Source organism: Methylophaga sp. SB9B (genome assembly GCF_004832235.1).
Taxonomy (GTDB): domain Bacteria; phylum Pseudomonadota; class Gammaproteobacteria; order Nitrosococcales; family Methylophagaceae; genus Methylophaga; species Methylophaga muralis.
The window spans coordinates 18,175-43,261 of sequence record NZ_SSXS01000015.1; the positions used below are offsets into that span (position 1 = coordinate 18,175).

At 43.3% G+C, this 25,087-nt stretch carries 22 protein-coding genes, 3 tRNA genes and 1 pseudogene; 12 read left to right on the forward strand and 14 right to left on the reverse strand.

Going from position 1 to position 25,087, the window contains the following annotated elements; genetic code table 11:
- Positions 1-3: 3 nt before the first annotated feature.
- From pilW to ndk, 3 genes and pseudogenes are all read right to left on the reverse strand, one after another.
- Positions 4-759 carry a type IV pilus biogenesis/stability protein PilW gene (gene pilW / locus E8Q33_RS14000; RefSeq protein WP_069295603.1) on the reverse strand — a complete coding sequence of 252 codons (756 nt, stop codon included), beginning with the start codon at positions 757-759 and terminating at the stop codon, positions 4-6.
- A pseudogene (gene rlmN, locus E8Q33_RS14005) lies at positions 756-1,861 on the reverse strand (23S rRNA (adenine(2503)-C(2))-methyltransferase RlmN). Before rlmN ends, pilW begins: the two are co-directional and overlap by 4 nt.
- Before the next feature lie 3 nt (positions 1,862-1,864).
- A complete protein-coding gene (ndk, locus tag E8Q33_RS14010; RefSeq protein WP_136555509.1) occupies positions 1,865-2,302 on the reverse strand; it encodes a nucleoside-diphosphate kinase in 438 nt (145 codons plus the stop codon).
- A gap of 174 nt (positions 2,303-2,476) precedes the next feature.
- Between ndk and E8Q33_RS14015 the strand changes: the two genes are divergently transcribed.
- Together E8Q33_RS14015 and recN are read left to right on the forward strand one after the other, a co-directional pair.
- Complete coding sequence (locus E8Q33_RS14015; RefSeq protein WP_069295606.1) at positions 2,477-3,346, forward strand: NAD(+) kinase; 870 nt, start codon at positions 2,477-2,479, stop codon at positions 3,344-3,346.
- Positions 3,340-5,013, forward strand: coding sequence for a DNA repair protein RecN (recN, locus tag E8Q33_RS14020; RefSeq protein WP_136555511.1), 1,674 nt, complete (start codon positions 3,340-3,342; stop codon positions 5,011-5,013). Before E8Q33_RS14015 ends, recN begins: the two co-directional genes overlap by 7 nt.
- On the opposite strand, the gene fur is transcribed toward recN, so the two are convergent.
- Positions 5,014-5,436, reverse strand: coding sequence for a ferric iron uptake transcriptional regulator (gene fur / locus E8Q33_RS14025; RefSeq protein ID WP_168800222.1), 423 nt, complete (start codon positions 5,434-5,436; stop codon positions 5,014-5,016).
- Between the two features lie 77 nt (positions 5,437-5,513).
- Between fur and E8Q33_RS14030 the strand changes: the two genes are divergently transcribed.
- Positions 5,514-6,086, forward strand: coding sequence for an outer membrane protein assembly factor BamE (locus tag E8Q33_RS14030; RefSeq protein WP_069295607.1), 573 nt, complete (start codon positions 5,514-5,516; stop codon positions 6,084-6,086).
- A 4-nt stretch (positions 6,087-6,090) separates the two neighbouring features.
- Here E8Q33_RS14030 and E8Q33_RS14035 read toward each other — a convergent pair whose 3' ends face one another.
- From E8Q33_RS14035 to E8Q33_RS14055, 5 genes are all read right to left on the reverse strand, one after another.
- Entirely contained in the window at positions 6,091-6,729 is a 639-nt protein-coding gene (locus E8Q33_RS14035) for a carbonic anhydrase (RefSeq protein WP_069295608.1), read from the reverse strand.
- A 3-nt stretch (positions 6,730-6,732) separates the two neighbouring features.
- Entirely contained in the window at positions 6,733-7,374 is a 642-nt protein-coding gene (locus E8Q33_RS14040; protein WP_136555565.1) for an MBL fold metallo-hydrolase, read from the reverse strand.
- Between the two features lie 100 nt (positions 7,375-7,474).
- Positions 7,475-8,677, reverse strand: a complete 1,203-nt coding sequence (locus E8Q33_RS14045) for a hypothetical protein (RefSeq protein ID WP_247870123.1) — start codon at positions 8,675-8,677, stop codon at positions 7,475-7,477.
- 97 nt (positions 8,678-8,774) lie between these two features.
- Positions 8,775-9,191, reverse strand: coding sequence for a hypothetical protein (locus E8Q33_RS14050; RefSeq protein ID WP_084002941.1), 417 nt, complete (start codon positions 9,189-9,191; stop codon positions 8,775-8,777).
- A gap of 67 nt (positions 9,192-9,258) precedes the next feature.
- Positions 9,259-11,652: a Lon protease family protein gene (locus E8Q33_RS14055; protein WP_136555513.1), complete on the reverse strand. Its 2,394-nt coding sequence runs from the start codon at positions 11,650-11,652 to the stop codon at positions 9,259-9,261.
- 125 nt (positions 11,653-11,777) lie between these two features.
- Here E8Q33_RS14055 and E8Q33_RS14060 point away from each other — a divergent pair, with 125 nt between their 5' ends.
- Positions 11,778-12,041: a PilZ domain-containing protein gene (locus E8Q33_RS14060; protein WP_136555515.1), complete on the forward strand. Its 264-nt coding sequence runs from the start codon at positions 11,778-11,780 to the stop codon at positions 12,039-12,041.
- A 7-nt stretch (positions 12,042-12,048) separates the two neighbouring features.
- Here E8Q33_RS14060 and coq7 read toward each other — a convergent pair whose 3' ends face one another.
- From coq7 to E8Q33_RS14080, 4 genes are all read right to left on the reverse strand, one after another.
- On the reverse strand, positions 12,049-12,693 hold the full coding sequence (gene coq7 / locus E8Q33_RS14065; RefSeq protein WP_136555517.1) for a 2-polyprenyl-3-methyl-6-methoxy-1,4-benzoquinone monooxygenase: 645 nt from the start codon (positions 12,691-12,693) through the stop codon (positions 12,049-12,051).
- An 18-nt stretch (positions 12,694-12,711) separates the two neighbouring features.
- Positions 12,712-13,782, reverse strand: coding sequence for a GGDEF domain-containing protein (locus E8Q33_RS14070; RefSeq protein ID WP_069295613.1), 1,071 nt, complete (start codon positions 13,780-13,782; stop codon positions 12,712-12,714).
- An 87-nt stretch (positions 13,783-13,869) separates the two neighbouring features.
- The gene (locus E8Q33_RS14075) at positions 13,870-14,823 is read right to left on the reverse strand and encodes a chemotaxis protein (protein ID WP_069295614.1); all 954 of its coding nucleotides are present in this window, start codon (positions 14,821-14,823) and stop codon (positions 13,870-13,872) included.
- Positions 14,824-15,026: 203 nt separating this feature from the next.
- Positions 15,027-15,113 (reverse strand) — tRNA-Leu (locus tag E8Q33_RS14080).
- A 40-nt stretch (positions 15,114-15,153) separates the two neighbouring features.
- On the opposite strand from E8Q33_RS14080, the gene rnr reads away from it, so the two are divergent.
- The 8 genes from rnr (at position 15,154) to E8Q33_RS14120 (ending at position 23,583) form a co-directional block, all read left to right on the forward strand.
- Positions 15,154-17,322, forward strand: a complete 2,169-nt coding sequence (gene rnr, locus E8Q33_RS14085) for a ribonuclease R (RefSeq protein ID WP_136555519.1) — start codon at positions 15,154-15,156, stop codon at positions 17,320-17,322.
- A gap of 100 nt (positions 17,323-17,422) precedes the next feature.
- Positions 17,423-17,498: transfer RNA gene (locus E8Q33_RS14090), tRNA-His, on the forward strand.
- Positions 17,499-17,620: 122 nt separating this feature from the next.
- Positions 17,621-17,696, forward strand: a tRNA-Thr gene (locus tag E8Q33_RS14095).
- A gap of 272 nt (positions 17,697-17,968) precedes the next feature.
- Positions 17,969-19,321, forward strand: coding sequence for an NADP-specific glutamate dehydrogenase (gene gdhA / locus E8Q33_RS14100; RefSeq protein ID WP_136555521.1), 1,353 nt, complete (start codon positions 17,969-17,971; stop codon positions 19,319-19,321).
- A 45-nt stretch (positions 19,322-19,366) separates the two neighbouring features.
- Positions 19,367-20,032 carry a methylamine utilization protein gene (locus E8Q33_RS14105; RefSeq protein WP_247870124.1) on the forward strand — a complete coding sequence of 222 codons (666 nt, stop codon included), beginning with the start codon at positions 19,367-19,369 and terminating at the stop codon, positions 20,030-20,032.
- Positions 20,013-22,364 carry an EAL domain-containing protein gene (locus tag E8Q33_RS14110; RefSeq protein WP_136555523.1) on the forward strand — a complete coding sequence of 784 codons (2,352 nt, stop codon included), beginning with the start codon at positions 20,013-20,015 and terminating at the stop codon, positions 22,362-22,364. The genes E8Q33_RS14105 and E8Q33_RS14110 overlap by 20 nt, the downstream gene beginning before the upstream one ends.
- Positions 22,324-23,154, forward strand: a complete 831-nt coding sequence (locus E8Q33_RS14115; protein ID WP_136555525.1) for a DUF3034 family protein — start codon at positions 22,324-22,326, stop codon at positions 23,152-23,154. The genes E8Q33_RS14110 and E8Q33_RS14115 overlap by 41 nt, the downstream gene beginning before the upstream one ends.
- Positions 23,155-23,196: 42 nt before the next feature.
- Complete coding sequence (locus tag E8Q33_RS14120; protein WP_136555527.1) at positions 23,197-23,583, forward strand: group 1 truncated hemoglobin; 387 nt, start codon at positions 23,197-23,199, stop codon at positions 23,581-23,583.
- Here E8Q33_RS14120 and E8Q33_RS14125 read toward each other — a convergent pair whose 3' ends face one another.
- Positions 23,584-25,023 carry a diguanylate cyclase gene (locus tag E8Q33_RS14125; protein ID WP_136555529.1) on the reverse strand — a complete coding sequence of 480 codons (1,440 nt, stop codon included), beginning with the start codon at positions 25,021-25,023 and terminating at the stop codon, positions 23,584-23,586. It abuts the gene before it with no gap.
- Between the last annotated feature and the right edge of the window lie 64 nt (positions 25,024-25,087).

Consider the following 25,087-nt stretch of genomic DNA (forward strand, 5'->3'; position numbering starts at 1 on the left):
ATGTTAGATACCTTCATTGACCATACGCATTTCGTCGGAATCCGGAAACCGGGCTCGCATAATTAATTTGTAACTGGATACAGCGTCTTCGTTACCCAGTTTTTGCTCAGTTTTTATGGCTGTGAGTAAAGCCTGTGGTGTCCAGGGAGACACACTGTTAAAACGTTGTATATACGCTCTTGCCTGCATGTAATTCATCTGTTCATAGCTCAGATCAGCCATGCCCATCAAGGATTTACTTAAATTAGGGTTAATCTGTAAAGCTCGTCTGAAGTAAGATTCAGACTTAATCATATCCGGAATTTCTCGAGTGCATAGACCAGCGTTTTCGTAGGCCATTGCAGCACTTTGATACAACGGATTTTCAACCGCTTTTAGAAAACGTTTTTCGGCTTCCTCATATTTACCTTGCTGACACAAAAAAACACCATAGTTATTCTGTGCTTCGGAATATTGTGGAGCACGATTCACTGCTTCTTTGAAATGTTTTTCAGCTTTCTGATTTTCACCCAATCGCTGATATAGCAAGGCCATCGTATTATGAGCACTGGGTAAATTAGGGTTTTGCTTCAGCGCCTTATCAAGCTTCTCCATGGCAATTTCATAATCACCACGTTGCAGATAACTTATGCCCAACTGCATATTTAATTCCGCAGCTTTTGGATCCGGTGCTATATGTTCACGTGGTCCTGTTGTACCACATGCCGTTAGCAGCATAATAGATGTCGCCAGAAAACCTATTTGCAAAGATGATTTCATCGGACGAAAACAACCTCCCGCTCGACTAGTTTCTGAGTACGACGAGTTTTATCCTGTACCTCGCCTGCTAATTGACCACAGGCTGCTACGATATCATCACCGCGGGTTTTTCGTACAGTAGCTACCAGACCAGCAGCAATGAGTTGTTCTTTGAAACGGTTGATCACATTGCGTGATGAACACAAATAATCGGTACCTGGAAACGGATTAAACGGAATCAGGTTAATTTTATTGGGGATGCCTTTGAGAATTCGAATCAAATCCCTAGCATCCTGCTCTGAATCATTGATGCCTGCCAACATCACATACTCGACTGTGATATGACGACGCAATTGTTCACCAGTCACATAACGTTTGCACGCCGCCAGTAATTCGGCAATCGGATATTTATCGTTTAACGGAATAATCTCACTGCGCAATTTATCATTTGCAGCGTGTAATGAAATAGCCAGACTGACATGACAATCTTCTTTTAAACGATCAATCATCGGTACCACACCAGAGGTACTCAATGTTAAGCGCCGCCAGGAAATACCATAGGCCAAATCATCTCGCATCAGGTTCATCGCAGTAATCACATTATTGTAATTAGTCAGCGGTTCCCCCATGCCCATCATTACAACGTTAGTCACCATACGATTGCCTTTCGGATCTTTGCCTAAGGCTTCATTGGCAATCCACAGTTGAGCAATAATTTCTGCTGCGCTCAGATTACGATTAAAGCCCTGTTGACCAGTAGAGCAAAAAGTACAAGTCAGGGCGCACCCCACCTGAGAAGACACACATAAAGTGCCTCGACCATTTTCAGGAATGAATACCGTTTCAATGGCGTTATCACCATCCATTTTGATGATCCATTTACGGGTACCATCTGTGGATATGTGTTCTTGCAGCAATTCGGGTACACGTATTTCGGCAATTTGGCTCAGTTTTTCGCGCAGAGATTTGCTCAGATTACTCATCTCTTCAAAATCAGTAACGCGATACTGATGGATCCACTGTAAAAGCTGGCGCGCACGAAAGGTTTCTCACCGATCTCGACGAAAAACCCTTCCAGACCTTTCAGGTCCAGACCAAGCAGATTGGTCAATGTGTTTGCCATTATTTAACGATTAGCGAGTGCGGCGCACAATTGATCTTCAGTAAAGAAATACGCGATTTCACGAGCGGCACTTTCAGCTGAATCTGAACCATGAACGGCGTTTTCATCAATGCTTTGCGCAAAATCAGCACGAATAGTCCCAGGTGCTGCATCAGCAGGATTTGTTGCGCCCATTAAATCGCGATGTGTGATAACAGCATTATCGCCTTCCAGGACCTGAATCATGACAGGACCAGAAGTCATGAAACTTACCAAATCGCCAAAAAACGGACGGGCTTTATGTTCGGCATAAAAGCCTTCTGCTTGCTGTTGTGTGAGATGCACCATACGGGCAGCAACAACAGAAAGACCAGCTTTCTCAAAACGTGAATAAATTTCACCAATAACATTTTTTGCTACCGCGTCTGGTTTAATAATTGACAGAGTACGTTCAGTCGCCATGTGTATCCTCATTGATTGATTGGATTAAATCGACATATTCTAGCATCTATAGGGCTCTGTGATAGTAGCGTTCACCGAGTTTTTATTAAGCGGCCAATTTTGCTTTGGATTTGATGACAAAACCATTACCATCAGCGGACTATTTTTTAATAACACTCAATTGCAAATTCGACGATGAATAACACTTTTAAACGTATCGGCCTGTTTATTCGCAAAGACGATCCTGTCTTGGAAACTGCTGTAATTCAAATAAATGAATTCCTGTTATCCAGAGAGTTAAAAGTATTTTGCAACGAACCGATGAGTTTTTTACCTAATTTGGAAGTTATTTCGATTGCCGAGTTTCCATCAGAGTGCGATCTGACTATAGCAATCGGTGGCGATGGCACAATGCTTTCAGCCTCACGGGCCTTGGCTGGTTTTGATCTACCGGTCGTTGGCGTAAATGTTGGTCGATTGGGATTTTTGGCCGATGTCACACTGAATAAACTGCAAACTCAGCTAGGCCGAATTCTTGACGGTCAATATCGGCATGACAATCGTTTTCTGCTTCAAGCCCACCTGAATAATGCTGAAAATCCTATCTGCATTGCGATGAATGATGTGGTTATACATTCACATCAAAGCAGGCATATGATCGAATTTGAAACTCATATCAATGGTCGTTTTTTAAACAGTCAACGTGCTGATGGATTAGTGGTTGCTACACCCACTGGCTCAACAGCCTATGCCATGTCAGCGGGAGGTCCGATTCTTGATGTAGATTTGGACGCGGTAGTATTAGCATCAGTTTGTCCACATACCTTGAGCAATCGCCCTTTAGTGATTGCTGCCAGTAGCATTATTGACATCACATTAAGTGAAAATAATATTACTACGGCGATGGTTACTTGTGATGGACGACCCGGCCATGTTCTTGAACCTGGCGATAGTGTCCGTATTCAACGTCATGCGAACCGTATCGATTTACTGCACCTTGAAGATCATGATCACTACTCGATTTTGCGTGCCAAACTGGAATGGGGCCGAAAACTGACATGCTAACAGCGTTAACCGTCCGCCAATTGGCAGTAGTTGAAGATCTATCCCTAACATTCAAATCCGGCATGACCTCACTGACAGGCGAAACCGGGGCCGGTAAATCCATACTGGTCGATGCTTTGGGTTTAGTTCTAGGTGATCGAGCTGATTCGAACATGGTTAGGCACGGCAGTGAACGTGCTGAAATAGAAGCTAGTTTTGATATCAGCCATAATCTGCCATTACAACAATGGCTTAAAGAACAAGAGCTTGATGATGATGACCAATGTCATTTGCGCCGTACTATCAGTCGGGATGGTCGTTCCAAAGCTTATATAAACGCACGTCTGGTTCCATTAACTCAATTACGTTATATCAGTGAGTTAAGCATTGATATTCATGGCCAACATGAACACCAATCCCTGCTGCGCGCGGAAACACAGCGCGAATTACTGGATATCGTAGCGAATAATAAAACTCTGCTTAAAGCCTTGAAAAGCGCCTATACCGAGTGGCAGCAGACCCAACAACAGCTCGCAGCTATACGCCAACAATCAGAGCAGCAATTAGCTCGCCAGGAATTATTGAATTATCAGATAAGTGAACTGGAGCCCTTATCTCTCAGCGAAAGCGGTATTGAACAACTGTTACAGGAACAACAACAGTTAGCACATGCCGCGCAGTTGCTTCATACCACTGAGTCAACCTTGCATCGTTTATTTGATCAGGATCAGGGTGCTGCTTACGATCTTATCGGCGCGGCTCTCACTGAGCTGGAAAAATTACAGCAGTATGAGCCTCGGTTTGCTGAGATCATTGAAACTCTTAATAGTGCCGCAATCAATCTGGATGAAACAGCAACTTCGCTGCGTCACTATCTGGACAATGCTGATCTGGATCCATCACGACTTGAGGCTGTTGAAGCACAATTATCCGTTTTACATGATTTGGCTCGTAAACATCATGTCGAAATTGAAACATTACCAGCCCACTATCAAGCTTTGTGCGATGAATTAAACAGCCTTTCAAAATCCCAGCAAAATCAAACTGAGCTGGCAAAGCAGCTTAAAATTCAAGAAAAGCGTTGTCTGGAGCTTTGCGCCGAAATCCGTGCAAATAGACAGCAACACGCAAAACCGTTAGCGGAAACTATAACCCAATCTATACAACAACTGGCCATACCTGCAGGTCGCATTGAATTTGTTATAAGACCTTTTGAGGAAGGCAAATTCACTGAACATGGTGCAGATAATATTCAACTATTAGTCAGCACTAATCCCGGTCAGCCGGCAGGTGAACTGGCAAAAATAGCCTCGGGTGGTGAATTAGCTCGGATAAGTTTGGCGATTCAGGTGGTAACTGCAGGAAAACGCAGTGTACCTACGTTGATTTTTGATGAAGTTGATGTGGGAATTGGGGGTGGCGTAGCAGAAATCGTCGGACAACACCTCAAATTACTGGCATCAACTCAACAAGTGATTTGTATAACGCATCTACCTCAGGTTGCTGCACAAGCGCATCAACAATTGCAAGTTACTAAAATTTTGGGTGAGCATAAAACCCACACCGAAATCAGCGAACTTAATCGTGAACAACGCATTGAAGAAATTGCCCGGATGTTGGGCGGGATGAACCTGACCCAGAAAACTCGTTCACATGCTGAAGAGATGCTGGATCAGGGCCAAAGTTGATTATTTATCTTTCTTGCACTCTTCGCGGTTGCATATGCCGTAAATGTACAAGCTGTGATCGGTCATTTCAAAACCATTTGCTTTGGCAATAGCTTTTTGACGCTCTTCAATCACTTCATCATAGAATTCAATAATGCGATTACATTTCACGCAAAATAAATGATCATGATGTTCGCCATCTTCCAATTCGAATACAGCATGACCGCCATCGATATTCAGACGTGATACCAGACCGGCGCCTTCAAATTGTGTCAGCACACGATATACCGTTGCCAAGCCGATTTCTTCACCCATTTCCAGCAAAGCTTTGTAAACATCTTCAGCACTGAGATGGCGTTGTTTGGAATGTTCAAGGATCTCTAACACCTTTAAACGTGGCAGAGTAATTTTCAATCCCGCTTTTCTTAAATCTTGTCTTTCCATTATTATTGTTGCCTCGTAGAATACGTACGAATAGCGTATCATCGCACTTTCGTCATCAATACAGAAACAAATACTAAATGAAAAGCCTGCTTATTTATAGCCTTTCCTTGGTTATTCTCACGCTTAGCGCCTGTAGCAAAGATAAAATACCTGGTGTTTATCGAATAGATATTCAGCAAGGTAACCAGGTTACTCAGGAAATGCTCAGCAAACTGGAGCCTGGTATGACCAAAAGTCAGGTCTCCTTTGTAATGGGAACACCGATGCTAATTGATGTATTCCATCCAAATCGCTGGGATTACCTCTACAGTTTCCAGCCTGGAAGCGGCCCACGCGAACAACGTCGCATTACTTTATATTTTGATGATGAAGAAACGCTGGACTATGTTGATGGCAACACACGTATTGTTGAAAGCATTCAATTGACTGAAGAGCAACGTACCGATACAAATGTCGTTGTGCCACTTACCGAACAGAAAACTGGTTTTTTCAACAGTATTTTGAACCTTATCGGTTTGGGCGAAGAAAAAGTTGAGACAATTGACGAAACTGATCCTGCTCTTGTACAGCAAAAAGAAGCACTTCCAGAGACATCAAGAGAGCCTATGGGTGGACAACAACCCGCAGGCCAAATCCCGGATATTCAATAATCGTTTAACTAGTTGATTCCTGAACCGGTTCAAATTGACCGGTTTGGGAGTTAAAGCAAAGCAACTCCCCCGCCGCTAAATCAAAGTACCAGCCGTGTAAGGTCAAACGGCCATCTTCAACACGTTCCTTTACACACTCAAAGCTCATCAGATTATCTAACGAAACTAATACGGCCCTTTGCTCACATGCTTTCAATTGAGCAGGTTCATCTCCATGATGATGCTGTTTAACCCAATCTTTTGCTGGCTGCGCTATTGATACCCATTGATGAATGAACTTGGAGTTTTGCTGACCATCGTCTTCCCAGAGCGCCCTTATTCCACCGCAGTTTGCGTGCCCCATGACAATAATGTTTTCAACCTGAAGATTATTCACTGCAAACTCAAGTGCTGAACTAGTGCCATGGTGCAAACCATCATTCTCACAAGGTGGCACGAGGTTGGCGACGTTTCTGACTGTAAACAGATCACCAGGATCACAATCCGTCAAAATAGCCGGATCAACTCGTGAATCACAGCAGCCGACCATTAACGTTTTGGCGGGCTGGCCAGTTTTCATGCTGGCGTAGAGACGACTATCCTGTCCAAAATAATGCTTTTTGAAACGTCTAAAACCTTCAATTAATCTATCTGTATTAGCCATCTTTTATGCTTGTCTCAAAAACTTTAAAAAAGGGTTATGTTGTTTCTCATGCTCAATCGTAGTGACTGGTCCATGTCCGCTATGCACACGCAAATGTCCTGGCAATTGCACTAAGCGTTGTAAGCTTTGCTGCATTATAGCCGGATTACCCATGGGCAGGTCAGTTCGGCCAACACTGCCTGAAAATAACGTATCACCCACAAAAATATCCTGCTCATCATAATAACAACCCTGCCCGGGAGTATGTCCTGGAGTGGAAATAAACTTGAGTGTTGTCTTACCTAGCTGAATCTCATCACCATCATCCACAAGATGATCAATACGTCCGCATTGTCGATTAAAGGCCGGTTGCCCAAACCAATCACCTTGAACTGGTAGAGTTTCAAATAACGGGATCTCTTTACGAGGTAAATATGTTGGCACATTAAACTTTGACTGCAGAGCAATTAATCCACCCGCATGGTCAAGATGCCCGTGAGTTAACAATATCATCTGGATTTCTGGTACAGGTCTGATGGCCAGTAATTTTTTGACTAACTCATCCGTTTCTCCGGTATCAACAATTGCACTGGCACCGGTTGCTTCATCTTGGATCAAATATGTATTGACCTGAAATGCACCAACTGTGAAACAGGTAATGTGCATCACATAACTCCCAAAAAAAAGCAGCTGGTGATGGCACCAGCTGCTTTAATAACTTCATTTAAAACGTATTATTTGTCTGTTTTTTTCTGCGTTTCACGTGCTAAACGCATATTATTTTCAAACCAATCACGTTTGATTTTTTGGGTACGCGCCAGACTGATATTGGCTTCATACCATTTCTGTTTGATATCTGCATGCGGATCGGGATGCAGATTCGCTTCATACCATTTTTTATGGCTTTCGCGCGCCGCTTGCAGATTCGCCTCATACCATTTTCTATCACTGGCCATTTGTTCATCACTGAACTCATACCAATGTTTATCGGTTGGCGTTTGATCCAGATTAGCTTCATACCACTTGCTATGTTGCTCACGGAATTTAGCCAGATTAGCTTGTTGGAAGCGTTTTTCAGATCGCTATATTGTGAATCAGCAAACTCGTACCAATGAGTTTCAGTTGGTGTGTTATTCAGATTCGCTTCATACCAATGCTGCCGATTCGCCCGAACTGTTTCGAGAGCACTGCGAAGATTGGCTTCGTACCATTTTTTCTTGGTATCTAAGTGATCCACCATATTGGCTTCAAACCAGTGAGTATCGCGTTGCTGGGCAGGACGCTGATTAGCTTCATACCATTTCGCATTTTCACGTGCAACTTTGGTGTTATAAGCAAACCAGTCGCGTTTAATCTGTTGTGTTCTTACCAGACTGATATTAGCTTCATACCATTTCTGTTTGATATCTGCATGTGGATCGGGATGCAGATTCGCTTCATACCATTTTTTATGGCTTTCGCGCGCCGCTTGCAGATTCGCCTCATACCATTTTCTATCACTGGCCATTTGTTCATCACTGAACTCATACCAATGTTTGTCGGTTGGCGTTTGATCCAGATTGGCTTCATACCACTTGCTATGTTGCTCGCGGAATTTAGCCAAATTAGCTTGTTGGAAGCGTTTTTTCAAATCACTATATTGTGAATCAGCATACTCATACCAATGGGTTTCAGTTGGTGTGTTATCCAAATTCGCTTCATACCAATGACGGTTTGCGCGCACTGCTTCGACAGCACTGCGTAAGTTAGCTTCATACCATTTTTTCTTGGTATCAAGATGCTTCACCAGATTGGCTTCATACCACGGACGTTCAGAATGCTGAACAGGATTCTGAGCCGCTTTGTACCAAGGCAGTTTTTTCATTTTATCTCTCACTGCGTTTGCGGATTGCAACTTAGCTTTAATACTGTCTATCGCTGCGTGATTGCTCTCGTACCACTTTGTTTTAATATCGATTGTGCTACTCATTGTGTTTACCTCTCTGGGTAGTTTTACAATTTGATACTACCCCAGAAGTGAAGACGACTACAAGTAAAAGCATGCGAAGAAAACATGAAACTAACTTTTATTCAAAGCAATGCTTTTCCGCCTTCACCCGCTGTAACATGGCAATTTTCTGTTCTATCTGCTGTGTACGCCTTGCTTCTTTTTCATCCACCAATGAAGAATAGCTCAAATAGGCTAATCCTAACCAACCTTTAACAATCGGGATAGTATCGAAAGCAATTAAGGTAGTCGCCAGTTTATTACTGCCATCGGCATAAAAATCCGGTTTGTAACTGTATCGGTATGGGTGCAATTGATTAATCGCTCCATCAATCTCCACACAGCTATGTTTACGAATTTCATCCGTTATTTCAACAATAGGTGGTTCGTAGTAAATTGGTTCGGTGGGAACCGGCACAGGGGTCAATGCCTGTACCGGAACTGCCATTAATGCAAATGCCATACTTCCTAATTTAATAACAAACTGTTTATTCATGGATGACATACCTATCAATGAGTCTCTGCTTATTGATGTTAACGGCTGGTTTATTGATTACTGAAGTCTAATCACTCGCCTCGTGACTGGTGTCTTTGTCATGTTTATTGAGCTCAGCCCAATTCGCAAGTCTGGCTGCTACTGCCGCATTAAAAGTTTTTTCTGGGTAGTTACCATCTTCATCCGCTACACCAACTTCATGATCAGTCAGTATAGTAATAGCATCTGCAATATCATCAATGGCATAAATATGAAACAGACCATTTTCAACCGATTGCCTGACTTCCGGTTTTAACATCAGATGTTGCATATTGCTGCGCGGAATTATCACCCCTTGTGTCCCCGTCATGCCAACTAGCGAGCAAACATCATAAAAACCTTCAATTTTTTCATTAACACCACCGATAGCCTGCACCTGACCGAATTGATTCATTGAGCCAGTAATTGCCATGGATTGTTTCAACGGAATTTTGGCGATGGCGGACAATAATGCACATAACTCTGCCACCGTGGCACTATCGCCATCAATCTCACCATAGTTCTGTTCAAACACAATACTGGCAGCCATTGATAAAGGTTTGTCAGCAGCATAAAACGAACCTAGATAGGCGGCCAGAATCATCACCCCTTTGGCATGCAGATTTCCACCGAGCTCAACTTCGCGTTCAATATCGATAATAGCATCATCACCATAACGACAACTGGCTGTGATACGCGTTGGTTCACCAAAATGAAAACCACCGATACTTAAAACTGATAAACCATTTACCTGACCAACACGTTTGCCGCTCACATCGAGCTGAATAATTTGCCGCTGGATTTGTTGATAGACCACGGTGCGTACCCTATCCACTCTTTGGAGACGTTGTTGCCAGGCGTGATTCACAGCATCAGCCGTTATCTCTGCTTGTTGATATTTTCGCGTCCAATAGGCTGACTCACGCAACAGATCCGTCATATCGCCTATATGTAAAGATAACTGCTGACCGTCATTAATCGATCTTGCTGCGTACTCAATCATTAAGGCGACCGCACCTTGCTGCAATGCAGGCAAATGCTCATTCATTGCAGTTGAGGCAATAAGTTTAGCCATTTGCATATGTGTTTCAGCAGTACGAGGTAATTCGTCTTCCAAATCAGCCAGAACTTTGAATAATCCTGCAAATTCAGGGTCCCATTCGTAAAGCTGATAATAAAGATCTCGATTGCCAAGCAGGATTACTTTGGTCGAAAGCGGAATCGGCTCGGGTTCCAGTGAGACAGTAGCCACTAAACTGTATGTACGCTCAAGGTTTTCCAGCGGAATTTCCGATGATTTTAATGCGGCTTTTAAACCTTCCCAAGCAAAAGGTTGCTCCAATAACTTTTCGGCATCAACAATTAAAAAACCACCATTGGCGCGATGCAAAGCTCCCGCTTTGATCAAGGTAAAATCGGTGACTAACGCTCCCATCATTGCCATGTTTTCCACACAACCCAACAAGTTTTGATGATTCGGTTGATTGAGATACACCACTGGCGCGCCATGCAGGTCAGCATTGTCGACAATCAAGTTGATCTGATAGCGCTTCAGGCAATTATCAATGTTCACATCTTCCTGACGTTCATCGTTTTTTAAGAACATGTCGATATTGCGTTGAATATCAAACTGCATATCATCAAAATAATTCTGCAACAGCTGGGATTTTGGATATGCGTGACGTAAAAAATCTATCTGGCGCGTAATAACCTCCAAAGCCACCTGATCATTTAATGCAGTAATTTTATTAACGGTGTCATGTTCCCATTCGTGGATTTCAATCAACGTTTCCTGCATATCAACTTGCAGTTTGGCAATGGCCTCTTCCGTTTCCATTTTTTTGGCATAAGGTAGATCTTCAAAAGCCTCTCCAGATAAAGGCTCACCTTCGTGTTGGGCGGCAAAGGCATACGCGCCATCTTCCATCCGCAGTAACACCACACCTTGTTTATCTGCTTCAGCCTGTAACGCAGCAAACAACCTCACCCGATGTTGCCGACTGGCTTCTTCAATTGCGCGTAGTCGTCCACGGTAATATTCATCGTCAAATGCGTAAGGTAATTGTTGTTGAAGCTCTTTGATGACACGCTCGATATCAAGCTTTAGTTGCGCACCATCCCCCGCAGGCAATGACAACGCTTTTGGCTGCTGGGGAATATCAAAATTATGCAAATAGGCCCAGTCTTTGGCATCCGGACGACCGGCACAATATTTGGTGAGAAACTCCCCTACCAACGATTTTTTCCCCATACCGGCTTCACCCATCACATACAGGTTATAACCCTCGGCCTGAATATTGGCTGCAAACTCAATGGCTTCGCGAGCCCGCTCCTGACCAATCAAGCCCGTTAGAGGTTCTATGGTTGCGGTTGTTTTGAATGGCAAATCGGCCGGATTGCAGCCGTGGTAAAGTTGTGAAGCATTAAGTTGTGTGACTGGCATGGATATCTCTGGACGAATGAACAGAACTTAGCTTAGGCTAGGCACATCTGATAGGCAACTGCTTCAATAAATGGGATAAGGCTTATGACAAATCAGGATTATGAAGAGAAACGTAATTTTTTCGCATGCGGGTAAATGGTCCGGTGAAGATCGAACGCCAGGATCCTGCGGAAACCTTTCATGCAGAAGGACTTGATTTAAGCGCAAGTGGCTTGAGTTTGATATCAGATGACATTGTTACTGAAGGCGAAATATTACAAATTAGTATAAAAAGTCATAACCCAGAACTTGCTGACTTTGTCGCAGAGGCGAAGGTTGTGAGAGTTCAACCTATAGAAGAACAACCGGAGCGTTTCAATATTTCGGTGAAATTTACCACTATTTATTGAAATCCAGTTACAACCAGTAGCTGCTTCGCGTCATCACTTTCGACATCGGCTGCATTATTTTTCGCACCAACCAGGGTAATTCAGCCCCACCAGCCGCTATTGCAGTATCTTGGTGATGACGTTCATCTTCACGCATTTGCGCTAATATCGAGCGGCTTCGCAAATCATTTTCACTGACTTTGCCCAAATGCTCATCAAGATGTTCAATTACCTGTTTTTCGGTTTCGGCAACAAACCCCAAACTCCACTTATCGCCTATTTTTCCAGCAACTGCACCGATCACAAACGAACCGGCATACCAAAGTGGATTGAGTATGCTGGTGCGACCTTCCAGTTGTTGCAAGCGTTGTTCGCACCACAATAAATGATCGTTTTCTTCTGCTGCCGCTTGTTGCATTGCTTCACGTATATCCGTCAACTGGGCCGTCAAAGCCTGACCTTGATATAAAGCCTGCGCGGAAACTTCACCGGAATGATTGACGCGCATCAAGGCAATTGATTGGCGTCGCTCATTATCATTCAACACGTTTTCTTCTATACCCTTCGCAGGATTGTCTCTGCCACTGGAAAGCGGTGTGCCCGCCAAAGTGGTTAAGGCTTTATCCAATTCGATAATGATTTTGTCAGCTAATAACAAATTACGGAAACTCATTTTTTTCCTGGGTTTAATTCAAAACAATTCAACATTAGAACTCACCATTTTTTTAGGCTCCATCACCTTCCCTGCAGCAACTAGATGATGATAATTTTGTACTTGATTACGACCTTCATTTTTCGCGGCATACAAAGCCTCATCGGCCTGACCAATTACGTCGGTTGGTGAGAGTTGGGCTGAGACTTCGACAAAACCAACACTCACCGTCACCTGACCAAGTTGAGGGAAACTATGATTTGCCACCACTTTACGAATTCGTTCAAATGCCTGCATGGCATCCACTTCATTTGCCGCTTTAAGCAACACCACAAACTCTTCGCCACCAAAACGATAAATCAGATCATCATCGCGAATCACGCCTGAAGTCATCAATCGGGCAACCAGAATAATTACTTCATCACCATATAAATGACCATAGGTATCATTAATGACTTTAAATTTATCAATATCCACTACCCCCAACCAATGTTTAATGGCATAGCGACGACGACGCGAATCATTTGGGGAAGCCATAAGTTTATTAAGTTCACTACTTTGATTCACCAGAATTTTGGTTATCTGCTCATCAAGCGTTTCACGATTGTATAAACCAGTTAATTTGTCACGTTGAGATTTGTCAATTAACGCTAGGTAGTTGGCATAAACTCTCAGAATTCCATGCACTAGTCGTTGATCATTGACAGAAGGCAACTCGTGACAGTGATGCACCAAACTCGCAAATATTTCGCCATGTGAATCAAAAGCAGGATAAATGACATTCCATCCGTCATTTCCAGATTGGCGATAAGAAACAATATCTTCTTTATCGATGGCTTTGGTAAGTGCTGCAGTCAATTCATCAGCCGTTTCAAAATTCAGTTTAGGGTGCTGATCAGAAGACGAAATAACATCATTCACACAAAAGGCCAGCAGGCTGATGTCATGCACCAGATCATGGCGGCGCACTCGAAACAGTCGCAGCGACTGCGCCGGAAATAATTCATTTAAGGTTTTTAACAGGCTTTTTTCCAACACCTGCCGATCATGGTGTCGGGTGATTTCAGCAAGATTGTCGACAATTCGTATACTGCTATGACGATGTTGCATAATTGTTTTGCCTTTAACAGAACGGGTGGACGATCATCGTTGATCGGGCTGATCAATTGCCACTCAGATCAATACGGCAGAAGCCAATTAATGATGGTTTTCAATAAAACCACGAATTGTGGCGGCGAGTTCACGTGGCTGAAATTTTGATACATAAGCATCTGAACCCACACCTCGGCCCATCGCCTGATTTGCCACAGCAGTGAGTGATGAATGCATAATCACCGGTAAATGCGCCATACGAGGATCAGCCTTAATTTTCTGGGTCAACACGTAACCGTCCATTTCAGGCATTTCAACATCGGTTAACACCACTTGAATTTCTGTGGTGATATCACGTTTTTCCTGCTCACATTGTGTCGCCAGTTTATCCAGCGCTTTCCAGGCAAGTGCTCCATTAATAACACCAGTATGGCTGACCCCCAACTTATCCAGAGTCTGAGTGATTTGCTTACGAGCAACATTTGAATCATCGGCATACAGTACTTTGTACTTTTTGCCGTTCTCAATTTTTTCGATACCCTCAAACGCATTTTCATCATAAAAGTCACCGGTATCGGCGAGAACTTTTTCAACATCCATAATCATCACCAGCCGATTATCCTGTAACTCGGCAACCGCAGTAACTAAACCGCCTAAACGTTTGGAAATTAATGGAGGTGGTTCTTTAACTTGCTGCCAGCTTAATCGTTGGATGGTATCAACTGAAGTAACCAGAAACCCCTGAACATGGGTGTTATACTCGGTAATCATCAGGATTTTAGGGGTTTCCTGAGATTTTAATTTACAAAATTTTTGTAAATTAATTATCGGAACCATATCGCCGCGTAAACTCACAAACCCTTCTATACCATCGGGCATTTCTGGTGCACTGGTGATTTCGGGAACATTCAGTACTTCTCGAACTTTGAAAACATTAATGCCGAACAGTTCATTTCGACCAGTATCATCATTGGTCCCCATGCTGAACAGCAATACTTCAAGGTGATTTGTGCCGGCTAATTTGGTACGTTCGTCAATCGAATCTATAAAGGTTGCCATGTCCGTTCTCACTGTGCAAAGGCTGATAATCCGCTGGGAACAATTGACACGTACCTTAGCGGTTTAAGTTGCACAATATCGTAACCTTAAAATAGGTTCAATAGCGTTAATAATCAAATTGAGGGAATGCAAAACGAGAAAGATTCACCTGAAACGACCAAAGCAGTTAAAATGGTCGGGTGACAAAAGAGAAAAATTCGGAATGGTGCCCAGGGGGAGACTCGAACTCCCACGTACATACGTACACTAGCACCTGAAGCTAGCGCGTCTACCAATTCCGCCACCTGGGCAAGAAGACGCGCATCATATAGATCGAGATAAAAACTGTCAATGACTGAACAAAACATAACGGACCCTTTTGAGGGTCGTGAAGCCGAGAAATACGACAATCCAATCCCTAGCCGTGAATTCATTCTCGAGCTCCTCAAAGAACACAATGCTCCACTCTCCCGTAAACATCTTTCCAAACTTCTAGATATTAAAGGTGAAGATCAAACCGAAGCGCTACGCCGACGTTTAAGAGCAATGGAGCGCGATGGGCAAATTTTGCGTAATCGCAAAAACGCTTATGGCATCGTCTCCAAAATGAATTTGGTCAGTGGCCGTGTAATGGGGCATCCCGAAGGCTTTGGCTTCTTAATTCCTGATGAAGGCGGCGAAGATTTATTTCTTAGCGAACGTGAAATGCGTGTGGTGTTGCATGGAGACCGTGCGTTAGCCAGAATCAGTGGCACCGATCGTCGGGGTCGTAAAGAAGGTGCGATTGTTGAAGTCGTGCAACGTGCTAATCAAACCGTCGTTGGACGCTTGCAAGCCGATGCTAGCCTTTATTATTTGATACCGCATAATCGTCGCATCAGCCAGGATATTATGATTCCTGCTCATGAATTAATGGATGCGAAAGACGGCCAGATCGTTGAAGCAGAAATTACTGAACATCCTAATAAACATCGCTCCCCTCTTGGCAAAATTGTTGCCGTTTTAGGTGACCATATGGCGCCAGGTATGGAAATCGACATCGCCTTGCGCAGTTTTGAATTACCACATGTCTGGTCACCTAAAGCACTCGTCCAGGCAGAAAGCTTTGGTGAGAACATTCCACAGGAAGCCATCAAAGACCGACTGGATTTACGTGAGCTGCCGTTAGTTACGATTGATGGCTCTGATGCGCGTGATTTTGATGATGCGGTATATGCCGAAAAGCTGGATTCCGGTAACTGGCGGTTATGGGTGGCAATTGCTGACGTCTCTTATTACGTCAAACCTGACGATGATCTTGATAAAGATGCTCAGGAACGTGCCACCTCGGTATATTTCCCAAGCCAGGTTATACCGATGTTGCCTGAAGCATTATCCAATGGCTTATGTTCATTAAATCCACAAGTAGATCGTTTGTGCATGGTCTGCGAAATGATCATCAATCAAGATGGTGAAATCGAGTCCTATAAATTTCACCAAGCAGTAATGAATTCAAAAGCGCGGCTGATTTACGAACAAGTCGCCAGCATCCTGCAAGATAACGATACTGCTTTACGTGAACAATTCGCTCATGTACTTCCAGGTCTGGAAACCATGTATGAGTTATTCCATGTCATGCTCAAAGCACGTGAAAAACGCGGCGCTATTGACTTTGAAATGACTGAAACGCAATTTCTGTTTGATGAAAACAGAAAGATTTCTTCCATCGAACCACGCACCCGTAATGATGCTCATCGGTTGATTGAAGAATTTATGATCGCCGCCAATGTTGCGTCAGCTCAATACCTGATCTCCAGTAAACTGCCGGCTTTATATCGTGTACATGAAGTGCCATCGGTCGAAAAACTCACAGCACTTCGCGAGTTTTTAGGCGAACTTGGTTTATTTTTAGGTGGTGGTGATGCTCCTGAACCAGCTCATTACGCCTCATTATTAAAAACCGTTAGCAAACGTCCCGATGGGCATTTATTACAAACCGTGATGCTTCGCAGCATGAAACAAGCTGTTTATTCTCCGGATAATGTCGGCCATTTTGGTTTGGGTCTGGAAGCCTATGCGCATTTCACCTCACCGATTCGCCGTTATCCAGATTTATTAGTACACCGTGCTATCAAGCACGTCATTACTAAACAGAAAAAGGCTACTTGGCGCTATTCCGAAGAAGCTATGGTTCAACTGGGCGAACATTGCTCAATGGCCAGCCGTCGGGCGGATGAAGCGACACGTGATGTGGCTGACTGGCTTAAGTGTGAATATATGCGTGATCGTGTGGGTGAAGTTCATGAAGGCGTGATCAGTGGTGTGACTGGATTTGGCTTATTTGTTGAACTCAGTGACATCTACATAGAAGGTTTGGTCCACGTGACTTCACTGAAAAACGATTATTATCAATTTGATGCCAGTGGTCACCGCTTGATGGGTGAAAGAACGCGTAAATCTTATCGTTTAGGCGATTCAATTCGTGTGAAAGTTGTACGTGTCGATTTGGATGAAAAGAAAATTGACCTTGATCTGGCTTAGGAACTGAATTTCCCTTGACCAGAAAAATAAAGGCAGTACAATTGTCGACTTCCTGAAAGTCACCCAATTAATTTGAGTGGCTTTTGAATAGATTTCTGTGGTGAATGTAGCTCAGTTGGTAGAGTCCCGGATTGTGATTCCGGTTGTCGTGGGTTCGAGCCCCATCATTCACCCCACTTTTTGTAATCGTCTATTACCCTCATGTGAATGTTTGTAAATAAACGATTCAGCATTATGTTTTAACAGTTGATTCAGGCTTGCACGCCACCCACACTGTTTGTATAATGCGCCTCTTGTTGCCGGTGTAGCTCAGTTGGTAGAGCAACTGATTTGTAATCAGTGGGTCGTAGGTTCAAATCCTATCTCCGGCTCCATAAATTAAATGGTCGTGTTTATACACGGCTTTTTTTGCCTAAAATTCGGCTATGACACCCTACTGTATCTCCCACCAATATAATCATAGTGCTGCCAAGTTATATTTTGATCGATATTTACGTAAGGTAAATACTATTTAAAAACAAAGCCAAGTTTAGTCAAATCAACTGCAATGAACGATTTACACGTCTTCAAGTCTGATAAACGGCTGCATTTCTGTTAAATTGTTTGACCTGAAATAAACCTGTAAACCTAACCAAGTGAGTGATGAATGTCTTATATTGAGACGACGATGAAAAAGCTGCAACGAAGCAGTCCGGGTCAACCAGAATTTTATCAAGCTACAGAAGAGATTCTGCAATCTCTCCGCCCGTTGATCGATAAACATCCACAATATCTGCAACAAAATATTATTGAACGTATGGTTGAACCCGAGCGTCAGATCATGTTCCGAGTTGTCTGGCATGACGATGACGGTAAAGTGCATGTCAACAAGGGCTACCGCGTTCAGTTCAGTTCAACGCTCGGCCCTTATAAAGGTGGCATTCGCTTCCATCCTTCGGTCAATGCCAGCACCATAAAATTTCTGGGCTTTGAGCAGATCTTCAAAAATGCATTAACCGGTTTATCACTGGGCGGAGGTAAAGGTGGTTCAGACTTTGATCCTAAAAACCGCTCTGAACAGGAAATCATGAGATTTTGCCAGGCATTTATGACTGAATTACATCGTCATATCGGCGCTACCGTCGACGTTCCTGCTGGTGATATTGGTGTGGGAAAACGTGAAATCGGTTATATGTTTGGTCAATACAAACGTCTCAATGGCAATTTTGAAGGTGTGTTAACGGGCAAAGGACTTAATTGGGGTGGCTCGTTGGTTCGTTCAGAAGCCACTGGATATGGTCTGGTCTATTTCACCGAAAATATGTTGCAAGCTCACGATGACAGCCTAGACGGTAAGAGATGTCTGGTCTCCGGGGCCGGTAATGTCGCTATTCATACCATTGAAAAATTGTATCAATTAGGTGCTCTGCCAGTTAGTTGCTCTGATAGTACCGGTACGCTTTACCATGAAAAAGGTATCGATTTAATACTTGTTCGAGAATTGAAAGAGCAACGCCGCAGTAGCTTAATCGACTATCTGGAATCACATTCCGATGCCGAATTTACCCCAATTGATAAATACCCCAACGACGGCCATGCTGTCTGGCGCATAAAAGCAGATGCCGCTTTTCCCTGTGCAACCCAAAATGAACTGACTTTAGCAGATGCCAAAGCACTGTCAGAAAATGGGATTAACTGTATTGTCGAAGGTGCCAATATGCCTTGTACTGCAGACGCACAAGCCCATATTATCGCTACAGGCATGCATTATGGACCTGCAAAAGCCGCCAATGCCGGTGGCGTGGCAACTAGTCAGCTTGAAATGGCTCAAAATGCCAGTATGATTCAATGGTCTTTTACAGAGGTGGATAAACGCTTGCAGGAGATCATGAAAGATATCTATCAACGCTGTTCAGAAACAGCCATAGAATTTCATCAGCCGTGCAATTTAGCGTTTGGTGCCAATATCGCTGGATTCCGTAAAGTCGCGGATGCAATGCTGGAACAAGGGCTGGTTTAACCTCAACAATCCCTTCTCAATTTCAGGTCATAACAGGATAGAAAAGTGAGATCCTATTTGAAGATTGCCAAGAGCACACTGCTCTGCCCATTAATCCTGGTTTCACCGGTTCAGGCCAGTGCTGTGACATTAAATATTATCGATCAGCACCAGCAACCGGTTGCCAACGCAGTTATTGAAATTCTCAACTCAGCTGAAATCAAAGGTTCACCTACCAACATTGCGGTCATTGATCAAATCAATAAAGCTTTTGTTCCTGAACAAATTATTATTCAACAAGGCCAAGCAGTCGACTTTCCTAACAGCGATAATATTCGCCATCATGTTTACTCTTTCTCTGAAGCCAAAACCTTCGAACTCAAGCTATATGCTGATAAACCCGAGAAAGAAATTGTGTTTGAGCAACCCGGCGTTGTCGTGGTTGGCTGCAATATTCATGATTCGATGATTGGTTATATTTATGTCGCTGAGCATCAATTCTTTACTTCATCTGATTTGGGTGTCGCTCATATTGCTGCATCAGCGGAATCCTCCCCTCAAATCAGTATCTGGCATCCTTATGCGGCAAATGGTGCTGAAAGTCGTCAAACCTTTGAGGTAAACCAACTAGAAAAAAATGCTACCGGGGAATACATCGTTGAGATAGAGCTTACCCCTCCTCCCCCACGCGATTCTTTTGAGGATACTTTTGGTGCGATTGGGCATCACTAAATTACGTACGCAAATACTGTTATTTGCGTTGGCACTTGTTCTGATAACGACTTTAGTTATTCAAGCTATTTCCTGGTGGTCTGCCAACACTTTTAACCAGCAACAAATTGCCCAAAACATCATCACTGCAGAAAACATTCTGCGTCAGTACATCCGCTCAACGGAAAACAATCTGGTGAACTCAGCACGCGTGCTGACAGCAGATTTCGGTTTTAAACAAGCAGTTTCTTCAGGAGATAAAGATACGATTGCCAGCGTGTTGGCGAATCATGGAGCACGTATCAATGCTGATTTAATGCTGTTGACCGACTTATCGGGTACTTTAATTTCCAGCAGTCGTTCAGGCAGTAATGACCGGGAAATACTGAGCCAAATAGTGCAAGACCTGCTACAAAAACCCGCTACAGCACACATCGTGATGCTGGATAATCGAATTTATGAGCTTATTTTGCTGCCGGTGATGGCACCACGAACCATCGCCTATAGCCTGGTTGGTTTTGAACTCAGTCAGACAACGCTGTTTGAACTCAAAGATCTTACCGGGTTGGATCTGACCCTGATGAATAAAGATATTCCGGTTCATTCAACACTAGAAGGTTTTCAAAATAACGAACGCTTTGTTGATGAAATCAACGCAGCCCATTCCAGATGGCTATGGCTGGACAGACCCACCTTTGTCAGTTCTGAATTTATGCCCACCAGCAGCAGCGAGAACCCTGTCAGTTTCTTATTCACCGCTGATTTACGATCTATATACAAACAATATGATGATATGGCTTACCAAATCATTTTTATTGTTTTTTTAGTGATTTTGTTTGCAACTCTTATCAGCACAGTCATCGCACATACCTTAACCACCCCACTGGCAAAACTGGTTAAAACCGCCAACCAGTTTGCCAAAGGTCATTACGATGCATGGAGTGAACCAGGCCAAGCAAGTAGTGAAATTCGTGATTTAGCATCTGCACTTCAAACCATGGGACAGGAAGTCAAACAACGTGAACAGGTGGTGACTTGGCAGGCGCGTCACGATGCCTTAACGGGTTTATTAAACATTCACACCATGCGTAGCACTCTAAGCACGATTTTCCATGATTATGGTCAATGTGTCGTTATCGCCATGTATATTCAGAATTTCAGACAGATTAATGATCGACTAGGACCTGAAATCGCTGATGCCTGTCTGTCAGCTTTGGCCAATCGACTCAATGAATTCGAGACCGAGGCAGCCAAAACTAATGCACGTTTGGAAGGCATCGAGTTTTTATCAGTCATTCAGTTAACACCGGATCAAAATCCTAAACAAATTGTTGAAGCCTTGCTGGCAACATTACATCAGCCGTTTCAAATCGGTAATATCAGTTTAAGCCTGCACTTCTATGCGGGTGTCTGTTGTTTTCCAGAACATAGCCAAGACAGTAAAGTCATGTTGCGAAGAGTCCGGATAGCGGCCGATCACGCTCGTCGCAATCGTCAGACCATACACATTTATGAAGCGGGCGAAGATGAACAGCATTTAGAAGAATTAATGCTGATCGAATCCTTACAAGCCTTATTAAAACAGCCTCATAATATTGAGTTGTTTCTAAACTTCCAGCCCAAAGTAGAACTGCATAATGACAAAATGGAAACTGTAGAAATCCTAATCCGCTGGCATCGTCCAGGGATTGGTCGTATTGCTCCAGATAAATTCATCGGACTGGCAGAACAATCAGGCTTAATCGTGAAATTAACCCATTGGGTTATAAATGAAACGTTTAAGCAACTGCGCATTTGGCGTGATCAGGGCTTGCTGTTAAATGCAGCTATTAACGTCTCAGCAGAAGATTTAGCCCACCCAGATTTTTGTCATTATTTGAACACACGAATTGCGACTTACAACATACCAGCAGACGCCATAACGATTGAAATCACCGAGCGTGACATCATGCACGATGAGGCATTGGGTATTGAGGTATTAAAAACCTTAAAGCGGGTTGGCTACAAAATTGCCGTGGATGATTACGGAATTGGCCAATCGTCTTTATCTAAATTGAAAATATTGCCGGTCGACGAACTTAAAATTGATATGAGTTTTATCCGCCACCTGGATACCTCAACTAAAGATCAAAAGATTGTCTGGTCCACTATTCATCTAGCACATGCATTGGGTTTAAAAGTGGTTGCTGAAGGTGTTGAAAATACGGCCTGTTATGAATTGTTAAAAAAAATGGATTGCGATAGCGTACAGGGATATTTAATTAGTAAACCACGAGATGCGAATGATCTCGTTGCTTGGTTAGGTGAAAATAATGCGACATATTCTGCTCCTGCTGACTTTAACATTCACTAGTCAGCTTTATGCTGCTGATGGCAAATTACTCGCCACGCCCGGCATTTCACAAATTGAAGGTGCAGGTGGCGGCGGTTTTGTACCATGGGCACAGTTAGCCGGTTACGGCAGTCGAGATGAAATTGCCGCCAATGTGTTTTGCAGTGGTGCCAACGTTGATGATTATGACTTGCATGTATGTGGTGCACAGGCCACTTTTTATGACCGTGTCGAATTTTCTGTCGCCAAACAGAAATTTCATGTTGACGCGTTAAATCTCAATATCAAACAACGCGTGTTAGGTGTCAAAGCCAGACTCTATGGCGATATTGTCTATAGTCGTTTCCCGCAAATCAGTCTGGGTATTCAGCATAAAAAGCTCGATGATCCAACAGTAGCTTATCTGTTAGGGGCTGATGAAGATTCAGGAACGGATGTTTATCTAGCCGCCAGCAAATTGCATCTCGGCGCAATTGGCGGATATAACTGGTTATGGAATATCACCGCTCGCTCAACCGAAGCCAATCAAACCGGCTTATTGGGGTTTGGCAGCGCAGAGCGTGGTAATCAGCGTGAGATAGTTCTTGAAGCTTCAACTGCTATTTTATTTGGTCGGCATTTGGCTTTGGGCGTTGAATACCGTCAAAAGCCCGATAATCTGGGCTTAAAAGAAGATGACTGGTCAAACGTGTTTGTGGCTTGGTTTCCTAATAAAGTCATTAGTTTGACGGCAGCCTGGTTGGATTTGGGTGAAATCGCCGGTGCCAAAAATCAGCAAGGTGCTTATTTTTCTGTGACGGGTTACTTCTGATGCTGACAAACTTTCGAAACAGTTTTTTTTGGGGCTTGCTGTTTGTTATTTGCTGGCTGTGCCACCACCCCACAGACAACTTTGTATGACAAATTAGGTGGTGAACCGGGAATCCATAATATCGTCGAGAACCTGGTGCAAGAAATTGGTCGTGATGAACAAGTATTTCATTATTTTGCCCAGTCACGGGTCAGCAGGTTTAAAGAAAATCTGATTGAACATTTCTGTGCTATATCCGATGGGCCATGTCAGTACACCGGCGACAATATGGTGGATATTCATACAGGCATGAATATCAATGAAAGGGATTTTAACCACCTAGTGGATTTATTGATTAATGCCATGGATGACGAGGGTATTCCGCATCGAATACAGAACCAGCTGATTGCCAGACTCGCGCAATTACGCGAAGAAATCATTTATCGCTGATTAAGCTTCTTCATCCATTTCTGCTTCCTTTACCGGAAACTGTGGGATATGAGTGAAAATGACCTGATTGCGACCATGATCTTTAGCTTTATATAAAGCCGAGTCGGCCGCCTGCAAAATGACATCCATTGGTGGTACATCGTCTTCCGGCCATAGCAAGCAAACCCCACAACTCATGGTGACAGGAATTAACTCCGATCCACCAGTAATTGGCGTCGATGAAATAACGGTTCGTAACCGTTCAAAAGATGCCGTTGCCTCTTCCGGTTTTAATTGCAGGGCAATTAAAAATTCCTCACCACCAAAGCGTCCGAGTACGTCATAGCTACGCAAAGTGGTCTTCAAACGGGCTGCAAAACCTCGTAATATTTCATCACCAACAGCATGGCCGTAGGTATCGTTTATCTTTTTAAAATTATCGATATCACATAAAGCCACACAATAAATCTTGTCATTGCGTGAGGAACGTTTTAACTCATCGGTAATCCGCTCAATTGCTGCATAACGATTAAAAATAGCGGTGAGATGATCGTGCGTCGCCCGGTAAATTAAATCTTGGTAGAGATGTGATAACGGATTAGCCAGACGACGTGCCAGTAGAGTGCTCAAGACAACTGCAATCACAACAATCACCAGCGTTAACAACAGCAACGAATAATTTAACCGATCAAACACCTGATAAAACACTGATAAATCGGCCAGCAGAAACAGTTGTATTTGTTGCTCCAAAGAACTTTGCAGTGCAACTTTTTCCAATAAATAGTCTGAGCGTTGCCACCACAATTTCGGTAGATTTTCTTGCTGTAAAATGGTTTCAAACTCAGCTTTATCTATGTTTAATGTGCTTAAAAACAAATCTGATAGTGACGACTGAAAAATGATATCCAGTCCTGTTTTTAGCTTTAATTCTTCAAGCAACATACCATTGATTTCAAACGCTATAACGCTAATACCAATTTGATGAGGAGCTCTGATGGGCAAACTAAACAAGCGGTATAAACGGTTATTTACTTCTACAAACTGACCTGCTTCTGAAGCTCGGTTGAAATCTAACCAATTAACATTGGCCAATTCTGTAAAGGGAAAGTCCAGTTCATTGCCGGCAATCAACTCTCCATCATTATTCAGCACCAACATCAGATCAGCCTGAATTCGTTGGGCATGGTTGGTAAGCATACTGGTAATAGTCGGCAGATCGTTGGTTGCAATGGCTTGTCTGAAACCAAAATCCTGAGTAATCACATTGCTTGAGTAACGCAAATTTGATTCACGACTCTCGATATATTGCTGCAGAAAATACGAAGCATTCGCTACCTGCGAATTCATCTGCCGTTGGTTATGCTGGCTGATAAACCATCCATGACTGAACTGCATGGCCAGAGCTGTCAATATGATCAGACTGACACAAAGCAGAATAACTCTAGCCTTTATGCTATTCATCTATGTCGTTGTTTCCAAAAACTGTTAAAGGTCTATTTTCTGTTGGAAGCTGATGCTGCGATTA